The 20429-nt window shown below is 61.5% G+C and carries 21 protein-coding genes; 15 read left to right on the top strand and 6 right to left on the bottom strand.

The features are described 5' to 3' along the window. The first annotated feature begins 63 nt into the window (after window positions 1–63). The 13 genes from HDE79_RS20710 to HDE79_RS20650 all read left to right on the top strand — a co-directional run bounded on the left by HDE79_RS20710 (window position 64) and on the right by HDE79_RS20650 (window position 11537). Entirely contained in the window at window positions 64–438 is a 375-nt protein-coding gene (locus HDE79_RS20710; protein ID WP_184604969.1) for a helix-hairpin-helix domain-containing protein, read from the top strand. Window positions 439–569: 131 nt separating this feature from the next. After that, window positions 570–1055, top strand: coding sequence for an SET domain-containing protein (locus HDE79_RS20705; RefSeq protein ID WP_184604964.1), 486 nt, complete (start codon window positions 570–572; stop codon window positions 1053–1055). Next, a complete protein-coding gene (locus HDE79_RS20700) occupies window positions 1048–1587 on the top strand; it encodes a GNAT family N-acetyltransferase (RefSeq protein ID WP_184604962.1) in 540 nt (179 codons plus the stop codon). The genes HDE79_RS20705 and HDE79_RS20700 overlap by 8 nt, the downstream gene beginning before the upstream one ends. Before the next feature lie 332 nt (window positions 1588–1919). Beyond that, window positions 1920–2609: a response regulator gene (locus tag HDE79_RS20695; RefSeq protein WP_184604960.1), complete on the top strand. Its 690-nt coding sequence runs from the start codon at window positions 1920–1922 to the stop codon at window positions 2607–2609. Beyond that, the gene (locus tag HDE79_RS20690) at window positions 2606–4015 is read left to right on the top strand and encodes a sensor histidine kinase (protein WP_184604958.1); all 1410 of its coding nucleotides are present in this window, start codon (window positions 2606–2608) and stop codon (window positions 4013–4015) included. Before HDE79_RS20695 ends, HDE79_RS20690 begins: the two co-directional genes overlap by 4 nt. A gap of 188 nt (window positions 4016–4203) precedes the next feature. Beyond that, window positions 4204–5649: a TolC family protein gene (locus HDE79_RS20685; RefSeq protein WP_255488533.1), complete on the top strand. Its 1446-nt coding sequence runs from the start codon at window positions 4204–4206 to the stop codon at window positions 5647–5649. Beyond that, on the top strand, window positions 5649–6779 hold the full coding sequence (locus HDE79_RS20680) for an ABC transporter permease (RefSeq protein WP_184604955.1): 1131 nt from the start codon (window positions 5649–5651) through the stop codon (window positions 6777–6779). Before HDE79_RS20685 ends, HDE79_RS20680 begins: the two co-directional genes overlap by 1 nt. Before the next feature lie 50 nt (window positions 6780–6829). Then, complete coding sequence (locus HDE79_RS20675; RefSeq protein WP_255488532.1) at window positions 6830–7549, top strand: ABC transporter ATP-binding protein; 720 nt, start codon at window positions 6830–6832, stop codon at window positions 7547–7549. Beyond that, window positions 7546–8553: an HlyD family efflux transporter periplasmic adaptor subunit gene (locus tag HDE79_RS20670; RefSeq protein WP_184604951.1), complete on the top strand. Its 1008-nt coding sequence runs from the start codon at window positions 7546–7548 to the stop codon at window positions 8551–8553. Before HDE79_RS20675 ends, HDE79_RS20670 begins: the two co-directional genes overlap by 4 nt. Before the next feature lie 81 nt (window positions 8554–8634). Further along, the gene (locus tag HDE79_RS20665; protein WP_184604950.1) at window positions 8635–9471 is read left to right on the top strand and encodes an alpha/beta fold hydrolase; all 837 of its coding nucleotides are present in this window, start codon (window positions 8635–8637) and stop codon (window positions 9469–9471) included. A gap of 31 nt (window positions 9472–9502) precedes the next feature. Next, window positions 9503–9880 (top strand): EamA family transporter, encoded by a 378-nt coding sequence (locus HDE79_RS20660; RefSeq protein ID WP_184604948.1) that lies wholly within the window; start codon window positions 9503–9505, stop codon window positions 9878–9880. Continuing rightward, the gene (locus HDE79_RS20655; protein WP_184604946.1) at window positions 9877–10302 is read left to right on the top strand and encodes a DMT family transporter; all 426 of its coding nucleotides are present in this window, start codon (window positions 9877–9879) and stop codon (window positions 10300–10302) included. The genes HDE79_RS20660 and HDE79_RS20655 overlap by 4 nt, the downstream gene beginning before the upstream one ends. Before the next feature lie 23 nt (window positions 10303–10325). After that, the gene (locus HDE79_RS20650) at window positions 10326–11537 is read left to right on the top strand and encodes a DegT/DnrJ/EryC1/StrS family aminotransferase (RefSeq protein ID WP_184604945.1); all 1212 of its coding nucleotides are present in this window, start codon (window positions 10326–10328) and stop codon (window positions 11535–11537) included. Window positions 11538–11681: 144 nt separating this feature from the next. Here the strand turns inward: HDE79_RS20650 and HDE79_RS20645 are convergent, their stop codons facing one another. From HDE79_RS20645 to HDE79_RS20630, 4 genes are all read right to left on the bottom strand, one after another. Then, on the bottom strand, window positions 11682–13349 hold the full coding sequence (locus HDE79_RS20645) for an XVIPCD domain-containing protein (protein WP_184604943.1): 1668 nt from the start codon (window positions 13347–13349) through the stop codon (window positions 11682–11684). Further along, window positions 13349–13945: a hypothetical protein gene (locus HDE79_RS20640; protein ID WP_184604941.1), complete on the bottom strand. Its 597-nt coding sequence runs from the start codon at window positions 13943–13945 to the stop codon at window positions 13349–13351. The genes HDE79_RS20645 and HDE79_RS20640 overlap by 1 nt, the downstream gene beginning before the upstream one ends. Window positions 13946–14312: 367 nt before the next feature. Next, window positions 14313–15194, bottom strand: coding sequence for an arginase family protein (locus HDE79_RS20635; protein ID WP_184604939.1), 882 nt, complete (start codon window positions 15192–15194; stop codon window positions 14313–14315). Continuing rightward, on the bottom strand, window positions 15181–16257 hold the full coding sequence (locus tag HDE79_RS20630) for a GNAT family N-acetyltransferase (RefSeq protein WP_184605072.1): 1077 nt from the start codon (window positions 16255–16257) through the stop codon (window positions 15181–15183). Before HDE79_RS20630 ends, HDE79_RS20635 begins: the two co-directional genes overlap by 14 nt. 68 nt (window positions 16258–16325) lie before the next feature. Between HDE79_RS20630 and HDE79_RS20625 the strand changes: the two genes are divergently transcribed. Together HDE79_RS20625 and HDE79_RS20620 are read left to right on the top strand one after the other, a co-directional pair. Continuing rightward, on the top strand, window positions 16326–16598 hold the full coding sequence (locus HDE79_RS20625; protein WP_184604938.1) for a phosphopantetheine-binding protein: 273 nt from the start codon (window positions 16326–16328) through the stop codon (window positions 16596–16598). After that, window positions 16598–17827 carry a beta-ketoacyl-[acyl-carrier-protein] synthase family protein gene (locus tag HDE79_RS20620; protein ID WP_184604936.1) on the top strand — a complete coding sequence of 410 codons (1230 nt, stop codon included), beginning with the start codon at window positions 16598–16600 and terminating at the stop codon, window positions 17825–17827. The genes HDE79_RS20625 and HDE79_RS20620 overlap by 1 nt, the downstream gene beginning before the upstream one ends. A 352-nt stretch (window positions 17828–18179) precedes the next feature. Here the strand turns inward: HDE79_RS20620 and HDE79_RS20615 are convergent, their stop codons facing one another. Then, window positions 18180–19580, bottom strand: coding sequence for an aminotransferase class III-fold pyridoxal phosphate-dependent enzyme (locus HDE79_RS20615; protein WP_184604934.1), 1401 nt, complete (start codon window positions 19578–19580; stop codon window positions 18180–18182). A 56-nt stretch (window positions 19581–19636) separates the two neighbouring features. Continuing rightward, window positions 19637–20344, bottom strand: a complete 708-nt coding sequence (locus HDE79_RS20610; protein ID WP_184604933.1) for an MtnX-like HAD-IB family phosphatase — start codon at window positions 20342–20344, stop codon at window positions 19637–19639. Window positions 20345–20429 lie beyond the last annotated feature (85 nt).

Below are 20429 nucleotides of genomic sequence, written 5' to 3'. Positions count from 1 at the left end.
ACATTTTCATTGCGGCCTGCAGACGCCGCCATCTCATTCAAATCAAGATCAGGAGGAAAACCCATGTTCCACAAACTCGCTGCACGGATCGCCCTTGCGCTGGCTCTGGCCGTTCCCGCGCTGTCCTTCGCTGCCAGCCCGGTCAATATCAACAAGGCAGACGCCTCCACCATCGCCAAGTCACTCGATGGCATCGGTCAATCGAAGGCGGACGCCATCGTGGCTTGGCGTGATGCCAACGGGCCGTTCAAGAGCGCCGACGATCTGGCCCAGGTCAAAGGCATCGGCAAGGCCACGTTGGAACGCAATCGCGCATCCATCCTGCTTACCGACGCGGCTCCCGGAACAGCTGCCGCCGCCGTCGCCAGGACCGATGCACCCGCCAAAAAAGTCAGGCGTGCGAGCAAAAAAGCGGCCGCGGCTGCCGTCGAAGAATAATTATCCGGAAGCCTTCTTCCGTAGCAATGCTGTGGGGGCCAGGCGGGCGCGATCGACCTTGTCATCAACCTTATGGTCGCGCCCGCCTGAGGTACACTCGCGCGCCGCCATACTCGTCCCGCCACGTCGCCATGATCCTTCCCCGTTATCACATTGCCGACTCCGCCATCAAAGGCGCCGGCAAAGGGCTGTTTCTCGATGAAACCGTGGCTGCGGGCCGCATCATCACGGCGCCGGATGGTATCGACCGCACCTTCCGGCACGCCGAAATCAGTACTTCGCCGGAGCTCAAGGCCCAGTTTCACGCCAGCGCCCGGTGGTTTGAGGACCGCTATACCCTCTCGCCTGACTGGCCGGACGAGTGCTATATCAACCACAGCTTCGCACCCAACGGGTTGTGGCATCTGGGCTTTGTATTTGCGCTGGCCGATCTGCCGCCCGGCACCGAAATAACGGTGGACTACCGGCACTTGCTGCCACCTGGCGAAAGCGAGGATTTTGCAGATTCGCTGACAGGTGAGATAATCACCGGCTTGTCCTGGTCCGATAGCCTCGCCAGCAGTACGCGAGCGTTGGCCGAATTGCTGGATACCACCAACGCCGATCGTGATGTCTGATATCCCCATCCTAGAAACGGCGCGTCTGCGCCTGACAGCGCTGACGGAACAGCACTTCAACGATTACGCCACGATGCTGGGCGATGCCGAAAGCACGCGCTGGATCGGCGACGGTCAACCACTGGACCGCACCAATGCCTGGCGCTCGCTGGCCATGCTGCTCGGCCATTGGCAGCTGCGCGACTGCGGCATGTGGGCGCTGGAACTCAAAGCTACAGGTGAATTCATCGGCCGCGCCGGCTTGATGTATCCCGAAGGCTGGCCCGATCTGGAGTTGGGCTGGATGCTGAAGCCCGGACATCGCCACCACGGATACGCCACGGAAGCCGGCAACGCCGTACTCGATTTCGCCTGGCGCCAACTGCATGTGCCGCGCGTCATCAGTCTGGTTCGTATCGGCAACGAAGCATCCGATCGTGTCGCCGAACGTCTTGGCGGCGAACACATCGACGACATGGATTTCTACGGCAGTCACAACCACGTCTTCGCGTACTACCCGCCGCGCGCTGCATTGAGCCGCGCTTCCGCCTGAGCGTTACGAGTTGCTGAATCCGTTGAACGACAAGCCTCCAGCCAGCGGCGTTGTGTCAGCTCCGCAAGTTGTGATCCGAAGAAAATCACACCAAATACGGTCAGAAAGGCAGCAACGACCCCGGCATCAACAATGCTCTGATGCGTGACGGATCAAACCGCACCTTAGCTGACTCCCGAAATCGCACGCCGGACCGCCGCATATACGCTTCATCTCACGGGGGATAAAATGGGAATTCGTTGTTCTTCCCTCCATGGAAAAGTCAGGATGCTCGAACGGCCTTCGATGTGAAGAAACCGCTCTGCACATCTTGTCGAACGTAAGGACTCATCATGCGCATCCTGCTCGCCGAGGATGATCCGTCCATCGCCGAAGGCATCTGCGGCTCGCTGCGGCATGGCGGCCATGCGGTAGATCACGTTGCCAGCGGCAGTCTCGCCGATGTCGCGCTGCGCGATCACGAGTACGACCTGCTGGTGCTGGATCTTGGGCTGCCCGCGCTGGATGGCACCGAGGTGCTGAAGCGCCTGCGTAGTCGCGGCGCTGGCATGCCGGTATTGGTGGTCACCGCACGCGATGGTTTACCAGAGCGCATTCGCGTACTCGATCTGGGCGCTGACGATTATCTAGTGAAGCCCTTCGCACTGTCCGAGTTCGAAGCGCGCGTTCGCGCCCTGCTGCGACGGGCCAGCAGCCGTGGCGTACCCGAGCTACAGCTGGGCCGCTTGCGACTGGACCTGCCCGGACATCGCGCATGGATCGACGACACCGCATTGGAACTTACCGCTCGTGAATTCGGCCTGCTCGAAGCGCTGGCACTGCGCCCCGATCGAGTCACCAGCCGCGCACAGCTGATCGAAGCGCTCTGCGACTGGGATCAGGAGCTGACCGATAACGGCCTGGACATCGCGATCCATCGCCTGCGTCGCAAACTGCAGGGCAGCGGCACCGGCGTGCGCACGATCCGCGGGCTGGGTTATCTGCTGGAAGAGGCTGAAGAATTCAACGGCGATCCCGAATGAGCCCACCGCGCATTGTTCGGCTGCGGCCCAGCCTGCGCCGTCGACTGCTGATCTTTCTGCTGATCCCGATGGCGGCGCTGTTGCTGCTCGATGCGATGCTGACTTACGGCGTAGCGTTGTCGTATGCCAATCGCGTACACGACCGTGATCTCAGCGATGATGCGCTGACCCTGGCAACGATGCTCAGCAACGATGCGCTTGGCAGCGAGCTTTCGCCGCAGGCGAAATTTCTGCTCGAATACGACCCTGAGAACCGTGATTATTTCAGCGTCCGCAGCGCGAAGCGCGGCATGCTTGCCGGTAGCGGACGACTGGAACCGCCCGACCAGACCATGGCACCGGATGCCAGCCCGATGCTGTACAACACACGACTGGACAACCACGACGTACGCGCGGCAACGGTCCAGAGGACATCGCAAAACGATCCCAGTGACACGCTGACCATCACGGTTGCCGAGACTTTTCGTGATCGCCATCAACAGGCGCGCGAAATTCTGGTGTTGGCCACCGTGATGCAGACGCTGCTGATCCTCAGCCTGCTGTCGCTGGTCTGGTTCGGTGTCAACCACGGGCTGCGTGTGCTCAACCCGCTGACCGAACGTCTGGCCCGACGCTCGCATGAGCTGACGCCGATCGGTGGTGCCGACGTGCCGCAGGAAATTCTGCCGCTGACCCGCACGATCGACGCGCTGTTCGCACGCCTGCGCAGCATGCTGGCCTTGCACGATCGCTTTATCGCCGATGCCGCGCATCAGTTGCGCACGCCGCTGGCTGGACTAAGCCTGCACGTCGATCGCGCGCTGGCCGATTCACGGCCCGAGACGATGGCCGATGCGCTTTCGCACATCCGTCGCCTGACTCAGCGCGCTGCGCGCACATCGTCACAATTGCTGGCACTGACCCGCGCGCAGGCATCGCCAGTGGACACCGTCGATCGCGCCCTGCTCGATCTGACCCGACTGATTCCCGAAGCCGTGTCGCTGCGAGTGCACGAGGCGCTCGGCGCTGGAGTCGATCTGGGTTATCAGGGGCCTGGTTCACGACAGCCACTGTATATTCTCGGCGATGTCGCCAGCTTGCAGGATCTGCTCGACAATCTGATCGACAACAGTATTCGCTACGCCGGCCGCGGCAGTACCGTCACCGTCAATCTGCAACCCTCGCCGGACGGTGGCGCCAGATTAAGCGTGGAAGACGACGGTCCCGGCGTTCCACCGGAGCTGCTGCCGCGCCTGAGCGAGCGTTTTTTCCGGGCGCCCGGCAGCAACGAGGAGGGCAGCGGGCTGGGATTGGCGATTGTTCAGCGCATTGCGGAACGACATCACGCCGAAGTGGTGTATCAGCTCGGCGAAAAACGTGGCCTTACCGTCGAGGTGCGTTTCCCGCCGGCCGTTAAGCGAGATTAAAGCGTTCAGCATCATAGTGGTGGCTGCATGCGACCTGTACGCCCTGCCCATTCAGGTATCGCGCAAGCCGCCTTGCCGTCACAATACGCCGATGCTGCCGCGACAATCGCGGCAATGACTACCCCGGATACTTCCATGCACCATCGTCGGGCCACTGCCACGCGACACAACGCATCATGCCGTTCCGCATGCTGAATCGCGCTGCCCTGCGCAATCTTGTGTGCGGCTGTCTGCTCAGTGGGCTGCTCGGCTGCGCCGCGCCGGTACCCAAGGTGGCAACGCCGCTGCCCGCCCAATGGCAGCATGCGATGGCGGCTGATCCAACCAAACCCAGCGATCTGCAGGGTTGGTGGCATGCCTTCAACGATCCACAGCTCAACGCACTGGTCGATCGGGCGCTGGCCAACAACCTCGATGTGGCGCAAGCGGTCGAACGTATGCTCGCCACACGAGCCATCCACCGTCGAGCCGGTGCCAAGTATCTGCCATCGCTGGTGGGACGCACTGACGATGCGATCGATCCGGATGCCCATGCTTCATATTTCGTTGCGGGTTTCGACGCCAACTGGGAGTTCGGATTATTTGGCCGTAGCGAAGGTACGCGTCGCGAGGCGCAGGGCGCACTCGACGCCAGTGTGGCGGATTTGCGCATCGCACAGGTATCGCTGGTCGCCGAGGTGGTGCGCGACTGGATCGAGCTGCGCACTGCGCAGCAGCAGGAGCGGCTGCTGCTGCAGATCAACCAGGCACACCTGCACCACTGGCAACTGCTGAAAGTGCGTCAGCGCCTGCAACTGGTGGCGCCAGCGGAAGTGGACCAGGCGCAGGCCCTGTCCGCACAATCCGAGGCCGCACTAGCCGAGCCACGCCAGGCGATCAATGCCAGCGCGCAGCAGTTGGCCATGTTGCTAGGACAAAACCAGCCTGATTCGGCTTGGCTCGAGCCGGGCACTCAACCTGATTTGGGGGAATTCCAGCTCAATGCTGCGCCCGTCGATCTGCTACGCACGCGGCCCGAAATTGCTCGCGCGCAAGCCGATGTTCTGCGCACGGCCGGTGAACTGGCGCTCACCCATGCCGACATGTATCCCAGCATTGGCCTGGGTACCTCGCTGGTGTGGGCGGCTACCATCAACGACACCTCGCCTCGTTCGAAAACGCCCGGCGGCATCTTTTCGCTCGGCCCGTTGTTGAACATCCCCCTGTTCGACTGGGGCATTCGCATCGCGGCGACACACGCCAAGGGACACGAACTGCAGGCCAGCGTATTGGCCTATCGGCAGGCGGTCCTGCAAGGCATTACCGAAGTGGAAACCGCACTCGGCACGCTGCAGCAACAGCAGCTCCGTGAACAGCGAAGCACGATCGCCTGGCAGGCGTTACAACGCGCCGATCATGCCGTGCAAAGTCGCGTCCAGCTGCATCTGAACAGTCCACTCGATCAGATAGAAAGTCAGATCGCTGCCGACCAGGCCGACGCACAATTGGTCGATGCCCGCGCCGAACACAGTCTTGCCTATGTCGCGCTATTCAAGGCGCTTGGTGGCGCGCCACTGCCGTCGGCCGCCGTACTGGGCTCAGCTGCGCCGAAAAACCCAGCCACACCCGCTACCACTGACGGGGCGCTCCGCTAATGGTGGCGCTGGCTCGCAAGACACTGGTCTACGAATGGCGACGCTTCCTGCCGGCGATCCTGGCCGTGGGTTTTGCCGGGCTGCTGCAATTGCTGCAGCTCGCGTTGGTGCTGGGCATCTTCGGCAGCACCAGCCTCTATATCACCGGCTCGTCTGCTGACGTCTGGATTGGCTATCCCGGTACGCAGAGCGTGGGCCAGGGTCGATCGATCGATGGCGATGTGGAATCCCGCATCCTGATGGACCCCGCCGTGCAACGCGTCGAGCCCTACATCTGGGTCGATGGCGACTGGCGTGGCACCACCGAAACCGGCGGTGTTTCGGTATTCGTTTCCGGCATCGATCCACGTGCTGACGGCCTGATGTTTTCGAAAGCGCTGCCGCCTGACCTGCGCGCGCGCCTGGCCCAGCCCGATGCCGTGGTCGTGGATCGTTCCGATCTCGATCAGCTAGGCGTTGGTATCGGCCAAACCGCCACCATCAACGGTCATGAAGTACGCGTGGTCGGCATCAGCAGCGGGCTGCGGGCGCTGGGCGGCGTCAATGTGCTGTGCTCGCTGGATACCGCGCGCCGTCTGGATAGCGATGCGGAAGACATTGGTCCCACCTATCTGGTTGCCAAACTGCGCGACCCGACCCAGGCTGACGCCGTCGCCATACGCCTGCGTGGTGATACGGCATTCGGTCCATACACCACATGGAGTGCCCACCATTTCGCCCGCCTCTCGGTGCGTTACTGGATGTTCGATACCGGTGCCGGCGCTGGCGTGCTGTTTCTGGCCGGCATCGTATTCCTGGTCGGTGCGGTGATCACCAGTCAGACCCTGATCGCTGCGGTCAACGGCTCGGTGCGCGAGTACGCGACGCTGAACGCGTTGGGCGTGGGCGTCGGTGCGTTACGGCGTGTGGTGCTGGAGCAGGCCTTCTGGGTCGGCGCACTTGGCCTGCTCGGCGCCAGCGTGCTGGGCGTCGTGCTGCTATTGCTGGCACGCAGCCAGAATGTACCCGTGGTACTAACCTTGCCGGCCGCCCTGGGCTGCATCGTGCTGGTGATGGGGCTGGCGGCGGTTTCCGGCCTGGCCGCGATGCGCAGTCTGCGCGCTGCCGACCCAGCCACATTGTTGAGGTAGCCGCGATGCATCCCGCCAACCTCGTTACTCCGTCGACCGCTGCAGCACCCATGATTGCCCTGCAGGCCGAAAACATCAGCAAGGCTTTCGTCTCCGGCAAGCAGCGCACGCAGGTGCTGGACGGTCTTTCGCTGCATATCGACAGCGGCGAGCTGACCTTGATTTCCGGCCCCTCCGGCTGCGGCAAAAGTACCTTGCTTGCGGTACTCAGTGGCTTGCAAAAAATCGACGGCGGCCGCGTGCTGGCACTGGGCAGCGAGCTGGGCCAGCTGGATCTGCACGCGCTGGAGCGCTTCCGCCTGCAACATACCGGTTTCGTGTTCCAGGGCTTCAACCTGTTTCCCGCGCTCAGCGCTTTCGAGCAGGTCGAACTACCGCTGAATCATATGGGCCTATCGCGTCAGGAGGCACGTGAGCGAGCGCGCAGCTCGCTGGAAGAAGTCGGCCTCTCGCACCGGATGAAGCTGCGGCCATCGGAACTCTCTGGCGGTGAAAAGCAGCGTGTGGCGATTGCCCGCGCGCTGGCCAAGGAACCGGAGCTGCTGTTCGCCGATGAGCCGACCAGCGCGCTCGATGCCGCCAACGGCCAGATGATCATCGATATCCTGCACCGCATCGCCCGCACGCACGGCACTACCGTGCTGTGCGTCAGTCACGATCCCCGTCTCGTCGTCCACGCCGATCGCGTGCTCGCGATGGAAGATGGCCGCATTCTCAGCGATCAGCGCAACCATGCGCCGGTCAGCGCCAGCAAGGGAATTTCCTCATGAAACCGCTCGTACTCCCTTCGCCCTCGCGCGCGCGCATCGCAGTGCGCGGGCGTTCGGCCCGACTTGCGCAGGTCGCCCGGCTCGGCGGTCTGGCGCTATCTGCGTCATTGTTGCTCGGCGCCTGCTCGAAACCCGCCGATGCACCGGCACCGGCGGCAACCACATCGGCCTACGCCGCTGTGGCGCGTGGCAAGGTGGATATCGAAGGCGGTCTGCTGACCTTGTCGATGCCGCGCGAGGGCACGCTGGCCAAGGTCGCCGTGCACGAAGGCGACCACGTCAAGCAGGGCCAGCTGCTCGCCGCGCTGGATACCGAGCCGGCCACGCTGGCCATCGACGCGGCGCAGGCACAACTCGAACAGGCACAGGCGCAGCTGAAGCTGCTCGCGGTCAAACAGGCGGCGGCCAAACAGCGCGCGCAGCGTTTGACCGCGGCCGTTGCAGCCGGCGCTGGCGATGGCCAGAGCGCGGACGATGCCCGCGAAGCGGCCGCACAGATCGACGCCGAACAGGAAACCGATCGCGCCTCGGTGAGCATGGCCAACCAGAAACTGGCCGAGGCTCGCTATGAGTTGAAGCAGCGCAGCCTGATCGCACCGTTCGATGCCGATGTAGTCGAGGTATCGGCGCAGCCGGGCGCCACCGTGTCGCCGTCATCCGGCCCGTTGTTTACGCTGCTGCCGATAAAGCCACGCATCGTGCGCGCCGAACTCAACGAGAGCTTCATCGGCGTGATCCAGCCGGGCATGCATGCGGAGGTTTCCGCCAATAACGATGCCACCAACAATCACTGGAGTGCTCACGTGCTGCGCATCGGCAGCGTCTACGGTCCGGCCACGCTCGAGAACGATCCGCAGGTGCGTGCCAACTCGCGCACGGTCGAATGCGTGCTGGCCTTCGACCAGCCCGACTCCGATCAAACCCGGGACCTGCGCATCGGCCAGCGCGTGCTGGTGCGCTTTGCGCCTGTTGATACGACGAAAAGCCCGGCCTCGAAAGACTGAGGAAACTGCGGTCTGTGAGACTGCCACATCAAGAATCGCGGCGGTTGAACCATCGCGCTTCGCCAGGTACAGGGCCATCGCGTGATCCAGCAGACTGACTTTTTCTTTGAAGGCGGGCGCAGCGGCGTGCTGCTTATACATGGCTTGACCGGCACGCCGATGGAAATGAAGCTGCTCGGCAAGGGCCTGAACCGCGCCGGTTTCACCGTGCACGGCATGCAACTGGCCGGCCACTGTGGCGATGTCGAAGACCTGCTTGCCACCGGTTGGCACGACTGGTACGCCAGTGTCGAGAAAGCCGCCGACGCGTTGCGCGAAAAAGTCGATCATCTGTTTGTCGGCGGCCTGTCGATGGGCGCCTTGCTCGCGCTGAAGCTGGCCGCTGAAAGGCCAGAACAAGTGTGTGGTGTAGGTGTTTACGGTGCCACCTTTCGCTATGACGGCTGGAGTATCCCAGCCGTGGCGCGACTGTCGTTTCTGCTGCCGTTGTTCAAGAAACTGGGCATCGGCCGCAACCGCAGTTTCATGGAAGCGCCGCCGTACGGCATCCGCGATGAGCGCCTGCGCGCGCAGGTCAGCGCGGCCATGCTGGGCGGCGACAGCGCGGCCGCCGGACTACCCGGCAATCCGTGGTATTCGCTGGCCGACATGTACGAACTGGCCGCCGACGTACGCCAGCGACTCTCGCAGGTGATCGCACCATGCCTGGTCGCGCATGCCAGCGAAGACGATGTGGCGAGCGTGAAAAATGCAGAACTGGTAATGCGCGAAGTCAGCGCGCCGGTCGAGCTGCTGCTGCTGAAAGACAGCTACCACATGATCACCATCGACAAGGAACGCCGCACCCTGATCGAGCGCTCGGCAGCCTTTTTCGAATCCATTGCCGCTGGCGAGACAGTGCCATGCGTCACTGCCTGATGACGGTCCGAATCGTGATGGTCCCACACTGATGTCAGTCGCCAACACCATCTCTCCACTGATTGCCGTGTTGTGGTTGCTCAACGTGGTGATCGATACCGTGGGCCAGCTCGCCTTCAAGGCAGCTGCCGGCGATCAAGCCGCCGGCGACGGCCTTGCCCGCTGGATATACATGGCCAGACGCCCATGGATCTGGCTCGGCATCGGCAGCTACGTGTTCGAATTCCTGATATGGATCGCGTTCCTGTCGCTGCTGCCGCTGTCCGAAGCGATTCTGCTTGGCTCGATCAACATCGTCGCGATCATGGTCGCCGGTCATTTCCTGTTTGGCGAAAAACTGACCCGGTTGCGGCTGAGTGGCATTGTGCTGGTAACCCTCGGCGTCGCCATTGTCGGAGCGGCCGGATGAAGCGCGGCACGTTCTACCTGCTCGGCTTTCTGCTGCTGATGCTGTTCGACAGCATCGGCGCCATCAGTTTCAAATACGCCGGCAATCACGCATTGCCGGTCGAGGCCAACGTGGCGTGGCTGCTGCGCATCTTCACGCACCCATGGGTCTATGGCGCGGTCATCGGCTATATCGGTGCCTTTTTCACCTGGATGACCCTGCTCAAACACGCACCGATCGGACCGGCCTTCGCCGCGTCGCATCTGGAAGTAGTCTCGGTCATGCTGCTGTCGGTCTGGCTGTTCAACGAGCACCTGACGGTCGGGCGTGTGCTGGGCGCGGTGGCCATCCTCGCGGGCATTATCTGTCTTGGCTTTGCCGAGAGCCGCGAACATGTGCCTGAGCCTGCGGCCGATGAGACGAACTCGGCCACGCGAAACTGACGGACCCGCGCTACCCTGCCCGCATGCTGCCACTCCGCCGCCATGAACTGCCTCCCACTGCAGGCCTGCCGCTGACCTTGGCCGATCTGCGCCCAGGCACCGCTACACTAGCCGCCGATATAGCCGTCCAGATCGGTGTACCCGCACTGCAGCTGGAATGTTCCGGCACCGCGTGTTTGCTGATTACACTGATTGCACTGTGCGAGTTGCAGCCCGAACGCCGTCGCGTCGTGGTGCCCGCTTTCACCTGCCCCTTGGTCGCCATCGCCGTGCATCAGGCCGGGCTCGAGCTGCAGCTTTGCGATGTACGCCCCGGTCATTTCGATATGGACCCGGATGCGCTGCGCGCTGCCTGCGATGAACAGACGCTCGCGATCATCCCGACTCATCTGGCCGGTCGCATCGCCGATGTCGATGATGCACTCGCCGTGGCACGCAGCATCGGCGCCTACGTGATCGAGGATGCCGCGCAGACACTGGGTGGGCGCCGCAACGGTGCAAGCATTGGCCTCACTGGCGATGTCGGCTTTTTTAGCCTTGCCGCCGGCAAGGGGTTGTCGATCTACGAAGGTGGCCTGCTGCTGGTCCGCGACCACGGCCTGCGCAAACATCTCGAACAGACGTCCAAACGCATAGTTCCGCATCGCCTCGACTGGGAATGCCGCCGTACCCTCGAACTGCTTGGCTACGCGGCGCTATATCGCCCTGCCGGTTTGCGTATCGCCTACGGTGAACCGCTGCGCCGCGCGCTGAAACGCGGTGATCCGGTGAACGCCGTAGGCGACGAGTTTCCTCTTGCGATTCCATTGCACCGCGTCGGCCGTTGGCGCCAGGCGATCGGTGCACATGCAGCGACGAGACTGCCTGCCTTCATCGATCAACTGAGCACTCAAGCCGAACGACGCCTGCCGCGACTACGCCAGATCGTCGGCATCGACGTGCTCGACGACCCTGCCGACGCAAAAGGCACCTGGCCATTTTTACTGTTATTGCTACCCGACCAGAAACGCCGCGACGCTGCACTCACGCAACTTTGGCAAGCCGGCATGGGCGTCAGCCGCCTGTACATCGATGCGCTACCGGACTACGCCTATCTTGCCGGCGTCGTACCGCAGCAGGATGTACCCAATGCCCGCGACTTCGCGCAGCGTAGTCTCAGCATCAGCAACAGCCTGTGGGTCAACGACGATGACTTCGAGACGATCTGCCGCACGCTGGAAACCATCGTCGCCTAACCACTCAAATTTTAGCGGCATCAAAATTTCAATTATTGAAATGCGTTTAGGGGTGCAGCTAATGCGTTCCCAGCCTTCAGAACAAGTGGCCCATGGAAGATTGGCCTCGCCATCCAGCCTAAACGTACACGCGTCAGAAACCGCTCAGCGTGTCATCGTGGGACTGGCTTGTTGCGGGTTCACCTGAATGGCCTGCTGTTGCGTCTGCGCTTGCGCCTGTTGCTGCGAAGTCTGATTGACGTGCGCCATCTGCTGTGTGCTTTGCTCGATGGGCATATTGACCGCCTTGGCCGTCTCGACACCGGCAACGTTCTTGAACGCGCCAGGGATGACGTTCTCAGCAGCAAACGCCTTTGAGCCGTCATCGCTCAGTGCCACCCTATCAATCCGCTTCAAGCCTTGCGACTTCGCCTCGACAGTCAAGGCTCCTGCCAGATTCTCACTGTGATGGTCCGACGCGCGGCCGTGCTCGGCATCGAGCTTCTTTACGCCGTCATGCGCCTGCTGAAACAGCTTGTTGTCGGGATGTGATGGATGATTCAGCTGAATCGGATGTGCCTTGGCGAAATTCGTAACGTCTTCCATCCCCCGGGAAGTTGCATCGACCGTGGCATCGTAGGCACGCTCACCAAAATGCCCCACCGCCTTGGCCCCATCTACGGTCGCCTCGATGCCATGCGATGTGGCATTAACCGTGGCGTCGTAGGCCCGGCGCCCGGCATGAATGGTCGCCTCAATGCCGCGTGAGGTGGCATCGACAGTAGCGTTATAGCCCTTGACTGTTTCATGCCCGACGTATTGCGCCGCGTGCTCGGTCGCGTGCAAGCCTTCAACTGCCTTGTCGTGAACGACGTGGACCTCGTGCACCACTGTTTCGCGGGTAGCTTCGTAAGCTCGAACCGATGATTGCTCCGCTGCCGTTGATGCTTTGGAGAGACTATGCCCTGCGGCAATGAGACCATCGACTGCGAGGGCGTTCTCCGCCGCGCCTGTGGCCATAGAGACGCCAAGTCGGGCATTTCCAATGTCGTGGCGATAGCGAGAAATCATCGCCTCATTGTCATGAGCAAGAGCCAGATTACCCGGCGTTATGATCGTTTGACCGTTCTTGTCTGGTGCAAAGTTAGCGATTGCGTGCGCGCCTCCACCATCCCTTTTGATTTCGCCAACAAGATCGCGTGGACTTAGCGCTCCACCATTGTTTCGATAACCCGCTTGGCTGAGATGATCGATATCCTGTTGAGTAGCGTAGGTTCGGACTTCACCAAAATGAGGACTGCCTGCACTCACGACATCGGTCGCGCGAACGTAGTCGATGACCTGGTTGCCGCCAGCAGGAATGCCTTGCGCCAGACCGGCAGATCCGTAGGCGTTGAAGGTGTCGCCGTGCAGCCCGAATTTATGGGCGTTTATTTCGGCTAGGGTTCCGCCAAGCGAGTGCCCAGTCACGGAAATGTCGAGAGCGTAACCGCCTGCTTTTGCACGCTCGCGAGCTTGCGTCATCACTCGTTGGGTAAAGGCCATCGAGTCTGGCGTTTGCGCATTGACACCAGAAAGCACCATGCCTGCGTCAACAGCGCCGTCATGCACAGGCTCGCGGTCAAATTCAGTGCCGCGATAAGCAATGACAACCTCGTGGGCACCATTGGCATCTTTGTGGTCGTAGGCAGTGGCTTGGAAACCGGTATGAGGGTCGTTGGCATAGGCGATGGGCGTGTACTCCACTCCTCCTATTTTGACGCTCTGATTCAAGACTGGATCCTTGTAAGAATCCTGGGCAAGTGCCGCATAATCCGTTGGGCGCAGAGTCATTAGAAGTCCTTTTTAGTAACCAACGTCACTGAGAAAAACTCGTTTGGATGCTGAGCCACGTACGCCGTCCGAATCGTTCCTGTATCGCCGCCCTCCATCTTGGGATTGTGGAACAAGCTGTTGGCAAAATACGTTACGAGAGGTTTCTGTGACTGGACATCGTCGAGGGACATGCCTGAGCTGAAAACAATTTTCCCCAAGTTGAGATTTGCTCCAGTGCCGCCCACAGTCCAGTGACAGACACCAAGTCCGAAGTAATTTTCATCCTGCATCAAGTCGGTGTACAACGTGCCCTTAAAAACATTGCTGCCACTGACTTCACGAGTGAACGTCACAGGCATGCTTTTCTCAGGCGCCAAACGAGCGCCACTTCCGGGCTGAAGTGGAACGCAGTCATCATTCTCAACCTGATACATCACATATCCGTTGATCGAATCGAACGGTCCCGGCGCACCATCAATGGTGATGGTGATTTCGTAGCGCATCTTCGGGTTTGGATTTTGTTTGATGTTGGGTGTTTTCATAGGTGATGCGCCACATCCGGAAGTGATCAGGGTCAAAGACAAAAGCAGCACTGCAGTCACACGGTTGAGCATGGGGTTCCTGCCTCTATGGAAAGTGTTCGGCCACCATCATCACAAGGCGAGTGGGACTGGTCATCGACCGATAGCACAGTTTCAGGGTTTGACTGCCTGAGCCACCGACGAACTCGATGCGTCGTCAGCATGTCGATGATGGGCACGGCAAATGGCTGCCTGAAGACGCGGCTGGATAGTCCACAGCTCGGCAACGCGTTGCCCGGTTCAGCCATGCTTTGGCTATGCATAAATAGGCGCTCCATGCTTCACTCGACTTGAGTCTAGCGCCATTTGTCTCAGCGCGTGGACTTCAAGTCTTCACGTCGGAAAGGCCCCACGCCGATTGCAGACGCGCTCCGATCTTAGTGTCTGAAAATCTCTCGCATCAGCCCGATCGCGCCGCAATGGCCTCCAGCAGTTGCAGATTCAATGCATGCTGCTGCGCCTGCCAGTCTGCCAGCATGGCCGGATCGATCTCGGGCTGTTCATCCATCGCGGACAGCCTGCGCTTCCACCAGGCCTTGTAGCGGTAATGCGATACCTCGCCGTTGATATCGCTACCGACCAGGCCGTTACGCAGGCTGTCGATCAGCCCCAGTGCATGGTCGACCTGCAGCAGACCCTGATCCCAGTTGGTATGGGCCACGTTCGGCGCGAAGGCATCCTTGTCGATCGACAGATAGCTCGGTGCCGTCTGCGTGCGCTGCAATTCGGCGAAGGCATCGACCATCGCCTCCGGCGTATCGAAGCCGCGGAATGCCTTCTCGATACCCAACCGACGCGACCAGCCGGTATCGACGCCGATGTTCCAGTAGGTGAGCTTGCCCTTCTTCAACGGCGTGAGATAGTTTTCCCACGCGTGGCCTGCACCGATATCCGCCGAGGTGATGCCCAGCACGTGTACATGACTGACCGACGGCAGCATCGCCACGCGACGCACCCAGGAGCCGCAGTGAACGCCGAACGGAAAGCGCATGTTGTCCGGATGATTGTCCAGCACCACCACTTGAATCGGTGTCTCGGGTTTCAGGCGCGCGATCAGTGGCCAGCTCAGGTGATGAAAATCACCGCTGCCCAGGAACACCGTGCCGTACTGTTCCGGCAGCAGCTCATCGAGCATCGTGCGGAAACGCCGCATGGTTGCCAGCGAGCAGCCGAAGCGGATCGACTCCTGCCAGTGTTCCAGCGGCAATACCAGCCGCTGCGGCAACGGCCCGACCGAATGGTCGATGTCGAGCACAACGGGACGATGGTCAAGACTGTGCATCAGTGGTCTCCGCCGTGGTCTGCCAATGGCGATCACTTTCGAAATGGCTGCCGAGCCGGCGCAGCAGCGCACGCAGAATCGGATGTCGTGCATATACCGCGTGGCGTGTGAACGTCATGCGCGCACCGAGGAAAGATTTGACTTCCGGGTCGGTCCAGCCGGCCACGTAGTGGGTAAGGCCGCGCTGCCGCGCATAATCGAGATTGTGCATCCAGCTGACGAAATACAGGTTGTGCTCGCGCGCCTGCGGGTAGGCAAAGCCGATGTACTTGTCGATCAGCTTGCCACCCTCTTCGTAGCAGAGGTTCCAGCCGATCATCTGTCCGGCATGGCGATAGACGAACACCACGCCACCACTGGCAGTATCGCGCAGCAGGGCGCGGAAAAAATCCATGCTGAGCCGATCGAAGTGGATTTCGCTCTGCGCGTAGACGTTGTCGAACAGCGAGTAGAACTCAGCCAGCGTCGTCTCGTCGTCGAAGCGCGCGTCGCCAGTGCGCACGATCTCGATCTCGAGGTCGGCACGCGAGCGCAGCTTGCGCCGGATATTTTTCCGGCGGCCTGATGACAACCGCGAGAGGTATTCATCGTCGCTGGTGAAATCGATCGGCACCCATGCCAGTGCCTGGCCTTCCAGCAACACGTAGCCCTCAGCTTCACAGGCGCTGGCGAAAGCGCGCGCCTGGGCATTGTCGGCATCGCTCAGCAAAGGGGAATCCTGCGCAATGTCTTTCACGATAAGCAGCTTGCACTCGCGTGCGTAGGCGGCTTTGAGTCCCTGTGCCAGTGCAATGGGCGACACGGAACGCGGCAGCGGCGCGTATTCCGACACGGTGGTGCCGGCAAAACGCGTGCGCCAGCGCAGCAACCTGCCCCACCAGCGATACAGCGGCAAAGCAGCCACGCGCCGACGCAGCTCGTCGTCCGCCGTGGTCAGCAGATCGAACGGCGCCACAAAGCACGGCATGCCCTGCGGCGACATCTCCACGGCAAACCCGATCGGCGGGTTGGCCATGAAATGTGCCAGCAGGGCATCGGGTTCCAGTTGGGCGATGAAAGACATATGCAAGCGATAATGCCTAAACTAATGATTACGTAATGTTGTCGTTTACCACGAGGAGCCGCCCAGCCATGAACGAGTCGACCCAGCAGCAGGTGTTCGAGATCATCGCCAAACAGGCCAAGATCGACACGGCCACTATCACGCCGGAATCCACCTTGAAGGATCTGGGCATCGAGTCGCTCGAGGCGATCGAGCTGATCTTCGACATCGAGGAGCATTTCGATATCACCTTCCCCGACCAGCAAGGTGCCAACTTCGACAAGGATACGGCGCAGAGCCTGGTCGATGCCGTACAGACCGCGCTTGATGGAAAAGCCGCGGCAGGCGAAGGAAGCCAGTAATGCCCAACGTTTCCACGCGTCGTGTCGTGATTACCGGTATGGGTGCCATCAGTGCGCTCGGCGTCGGTGCGGAGGCGCTTTGGCAAGGACTGCGCGAAGGCCGCAGCGGCATTGGCCCGCTTCGCCATCAGGATGCCGCTCGTGTACGCGTGAAGGTGGCCGCGCAGGTGCCCGAAAGTTTTGATCCGGCAGCCGGCATTGATGAGCGCACCTTGACGCAACTCGATCGCACCTCGGAATTCGCGCTGCACGCCGCCGACGAAGCCATCCAGCAGTCCGGCCTGGATTTCAGCAAGGAAGTCGGTGCACGTACGGCGGTGATCGTCGGCACCGGCGTCGGCGGTGAAACCACCCAAGACGAACAGAGCCGGCGCCTCTACGCCGAAAACGCCACCCGTGTTCACCCGCTGAGCATCGTGCGCGTGATGACCAATGCCTCGGCCAGCCAGATCAGCATCAAGTATGGCCTGCGCGGTCCGACCTTTGCCGTCGCCAGTGCCTGCGCATCGGCCAACCACGCGATCATCCAGGCGGCGCAGATGATCCGTTACGGCTTGGCGGATACCGCCATCACCGGCGGCACGGAAGCATGCATCAGCTACGTCGTGCTGCGCGGATGGGAAGCGATGCGCGTACTGGCCGACGACACCTGCCGTCCCTTCAGCATCAACCGACGCGGCCTGGTGCTCGGTGAAGGCGCTGGCATCTTTGTGCTCGAATCGCTCGAGCACGCGCAAGCGCGCGGCGCCACGATTCTCGCCGAGCTGGCGGGCGGCGGCATGACCGCCGACGCCACCGATATCGTGATGCCCAGCGCCGATGGCGCTGCCTCCGCGATGACTCATGCGCTCAACGAAGCCGGCCTGGCGCCCGAAGATGTCGACTACATCAATGCCCACGGTACTGGCACGCAAGCCAACGATGCTACCGAGACCAAGGCCATTCGCCTCGCCTTCGGCGCGCATGCCGACCGCCTCGCCGTGTCGTCCACGAAGTCGATGCATGGCCATGCACTTGGTGCCTCGGGTGCGCTGGAACTGGTAGCGGTAGTCAACGCCATGCGCTACGGCATCGTGCCACCGACCGCCAATCTCGATCAGGCTGATCCCGCCTGCGATCTGGACTACGTGCCCAACGTGGCGCGCGACATGCCGGTGCGCGCCGCCTTGAGCAACTCGTTTGCGTTCGGTGGGCTGAATGCGGTGCTTGCCCTCAAACGCGCGCCGTAAAAGGCTTTCCTGACGCGACAAACGAAAGAACCCGGCGAGCGATCGCCGGGTTCTTTTTGCGTGCAAGAGCCTGTTCACGATCTCCACGTGGCCCGCGCCGGGAGCGGTTTGCGCGCAGGCCAAGGAAGAACGAAGGAGTGTACGTCCGTACACGACCGAGTGATGACGCCGGCATGGGAGCAAACCGACCCGGCCCGAAGGGTTGAGTCGTGGCGCCCGCCCGGTGGTAGCGCGCGGCTTGACCTGACCGGCAGTCAGGCGCTGCGCCACGCACTACCACCGAACAACCGCCACGGCACAACGCGGGCTACGCGGAGATCGCGAACAGGCTCTAAGCCACGTGCCTCGGACATCAGCCCTTCTTGGCTTTCGTCAGCAGCTGGTCGAGCAACGAAATCGCCAGGTCGATCTCTTCGTGAGTGATGTCGAGCGATGGCGCGAACGTGATCACGTTCTTGTACCAGCCGCCCACATCCAGCACGAGGCCGATCTTCTTGCCATTGTGCTCGAGATCACCAGCGAGGCCGATATCGACCATCGCATCGAGCAACGCCTTGTTCGGCGTGAAGCCGTCCTCGGTGCAGATCTCGGCGCGCAGCGCGAGGCCGAGGCCATCGACGTCGCCGATTTCCTTGTGACGCTTCTGCAAGTCGCGCAGCCCGTCGAGGAAATGCTTGCCCTTGGCCGGCACGGTGGTCTCGTAGTCCAGCTCGTAACCCATCTTGATCACTTCCAGACCCAGCGACGTACCCAGCGGGTTGGAGTTGAACGTCGAGTGGGTCGAACCCGGCGGGAAAACGGTCGGGTTGATCAGCTCTTCGCGTGCCCACAGACCGGAAAGCGGGTTCAGGCCGTTGGTCAGTGCCTTGCCGAACACTACGATGTCCGGCGTCACGCCGAAGTTCTCGATCGACCACAGCTTGCCCGTGCGCCAGAAACCCATCTGGATTTCGTCGGACACCATCAGGATGCCGTACTTGTCGAGCACCTTCTTCAAGCCCTTGAAGAAGCCCGGTGGTGGGATCACATAGCCACCGGTGCCCTGAATCGGCTCGACGTAGAACGCGGCGTATTCGCACTGACTGGTCTTCGGGTCCCACACGCCGTTGTATTCGGTCTCGAACAGGCGCTCGAACTGGCGCACGCAGCTGTCGGAATACTCCTCCGGCGTCATGCCCTTCGGGCGACGGAACGGATACGGGAACGGCAGGAACATCGCGCGCTCACCGAAGTGGCCGAAGCGGCGGCGATAGCGGTAGCTCGAGGTGATCGACGAAGCACCCAGCGTACGGCCGTGGTAGCCACCTTCGAAGGCGAACATCAGACTCTTGCCGTTGCAGGCGTTACGCACGATCTTCAGCGAATCCTCGATCGCCTGCGCACCACCGACGTTGAAATGCACGCGGCCGTCCAGACCAAATTTCTTTTTCGCATCGATCGCGATGGTCTTGGCCAGCTCGATGCGGGTCTGGTGCAAATACTGGCTGGCGACCTGCGGCAAGCGGTCGATCTGGTCTTTCAGCACATTGTTGAGGCGCTTGTTGCCGTAGCCGAAGTTGACCGCCGAGTACCACATCTGCAAATCGAGGAACGGCGTGCCGGCGGTGTCGAACATGTAGCTGCCTTCGCCGTGACGGAAGATCTTCGGCGGGTCCACGTAATGCACGGTGTCGCCGAAGGAACTGTACTTCGCCTCATCGGCGAGCAGCTGCGCGTCGTCGATGAAACCGGCGGCGTTCTTGTCGATTTTCATGGGAAAAATCCGGAATGATTCGGGGGGATTCAGAAGGATAGCGGCGTGCAACGCAATCAGGAGATCGCGTGCGCCTGCGCGTGCTCGTGATGCCAATGGCTGGCCAGGCTGCCATCGAGCAGCTTCGGCAGAAACTCCAGTGCATCTTCGAAGCCGGTGATCGGCACGTAGTCGATGCCGGTAGCGCGGCAATGCTCGATCAAGCGATGTTTGGCAAACACGAAGTCGACGCGATCAGCGGCACAGAAATCCGAGGCGCCATCGCCGATCAGCAAGGTCTTTGCACCGGTCTTGCGGGCCTGCGCCACGCAGGCGCACTTGCAGGTGCCGCTGCGGCAACCATCCGCCTGGAACGGCGAGGTCAGCTGCCACTGCTTCGGCGGCTGCGCCGGCGACAAGTGGTTCGCCGCCAACGGCAGGTTGTCCAGGCCGTAGCGCCCAAGAATCTGGTGGATCGCGTAATCGAGGCCATCGCTGACGATGCGGATCGGCACATTCAACTGACGTGCCTTCGCCACGAAACCCGGAAACGCATGATCGATCCACAGCCCGGCCAGATGCGTATCCAGCTCGTCGCGGGTCATCTTCAGCAAATCGACCTGACCGGACATGCACTCACGTGAGCCGATGCGGCCGGCGCGCCAGTCCTGCTCAAGCACTTCCCAGCCCGGCCGGCCGAAGCGGTCGAGCAGCGAATCGATCACGTCCTCGACGGAAATGGTGCCGTCGAAATCACAAAGGATGGTCCAGCCAGACACGGGCATTGGTTATTTCTCTTGTAAATTATGTGTGAAGGATAAAAAGACTCCCTTTCGGCCTCCTTTCTCAAATTCTTAACGAATGATGTCC

It is taken from the genome of Rhodanobacter sp. MP1X3 (assembly GCF_014207165.1).
Lineage (GTDB): Bacteria > Pseudomonadota > Gammaproteobacteria > Xanthomonadales > Rhodanobacteraceae > Rhodanobacter.
The sequence above is the reverse complement of the archived record's forward strand: the minus strand, read 5'-3'. Positions and strand labels throughout refer to the sequence as shown.